This window comes from Cellulomonas marina (assembly GCF_900111925.1).
GTDB lineage: Bacteria > Actinomycetota > Actinomycetes > Actinomycetales > Cellulomonadaceae > Cellulomonas > Cellulomonas marina.
In genome coordinates this window covers 1-1,452 of record NZ_FOKA01000032.1, presented here as the reverse complement: position 1 = coordinate 1,452, position 1,452 = coordinate 1, and the positions used below count along the sequence as shown (strand labels likewise).

The following is a 1,452-nucleotide window of genomic DNA, read 5'->3' as shown; positions in this document are numbered from 1 at the left end:
AGGAGGTTGGGCCACCGGCTTCGGGTGTTACCGACTTTCGTGACTTGACGGGCGGTGTGTACAAGGCCCGGGAACGTATTCACCGCAGCGTTGCTGATCTGCGATTACTAGCGACTCCGACTTCATGGGGTCGAGTTGCAGACCCCAATCCGAACTGAGACCGGCTTTTTGGGATTCGCTCCACCTCGCGGTATCGCAGCCCTTTGTACCGGCCATTGTAGCATGCGTGAAGCCCAAGACATAAGGGGCATGATGATTTGACGTCATCCCCACCTTCCTCCGAGTTGACCCCGGCAGTCTCCCATGAGTCCCCGGCACGACCCGCTGGCAACATGGAACGAGGGTTGCGCTCGTTGCGGGACTTAACCCAACATCTCACGACACGAGCTGACGACAACCATGCACCACCTGTGCACCGACCTTGCGGGGCACCCATCTCTGAGTGTTACCGGTGCATGTCAAGCCTTGGTAAGGTTCTTCGCGTTGCATCGAATTAATCCGCATGCTCCGCCGCTTGTGCGGGCCCCCGTCAATTTCTTTGAGTTTTAGCCTTGCGGCCGTACTCCCCAGGCGGGGCACTTAATGCGTTTGCTGCGGCACGGAATCCGTGGAATGGACCCCACACCTAGTGCCCAACGTTTACGGCATGGACTACCAGGGTATCTAATCCTGTTCGCTCCCCATGCTTTCGCTCCTCAGCGTCAGTTGCGGCCCAGTGACCTGCCTTCGCCATCGGTGTTCCTCCTGATATCTGCGCATTCCACCGCTACACCAGGAATTCCAGTCACCCCTACCGCACTCTAGTGTGCCCGTACCCACTGCAAGCCCCAGGTTGAGCCTGAGGATTTCACAGCAGACGCGACACACCGCCTACGAGCTCTTTACGCCCAATAATTCCGGACAACGCTTGCGCCCTACGTATTACCGCGGCTGCTGGCACGTAGTTAGCCGGCGCTTCTTCTGCAGGTACCGTCACTCTCGCTTCTTCCCTGCTGAAAGAGGTTTACAACCCGAAGGCCGTCATCCCTCACGCGGCGTCGCTGCATCAGGCTTTCGCCCATTGTGCAATATTCCCCACTGCTGCCTCCCGTAGGAGTCTGGGCCGTGTCTCAGTCCCAGTGTGGCCGGTCGCCCTCTCAGGCCGGCTACCCGTCGTCGCCTTGGTAGGCCATCACCCCACCAACAAGCTGATAGGCCGCGAGCCCATCCCTGACCGAAAAACTTTCCACGCACACCCATGCAGGCACACGTCATATCCGGTATTAGCCACCGTTTCCAGCAGTTATCCCAGAGTCAGGGGCAGGTTACTCACGTGTTACTCACCCGTTCGCCACTGATCACCCCAGCAAGCTGGAGATCACCGTTCGACTTGCATGTGTTAAGCACGCCGCCAGCGTTCGTCCTGAGCCAGAATCAAACTCTCCGTCAATGATAGACAACAACCACACCACC

At 58.3% G+C, this 1,452-nt stretch carries 1 rRNA gene; it reads right to left on the bottom strand.

Annotated elements, in window-relative coordinates:
- Positions 1–1,429, bottom strand: a 16S ribosomal RNA gene (locus BM048_RS17600); the annotation flags it as partial.
- Positions 1,430–1,452: the final 23 nt, after the last annotated feature.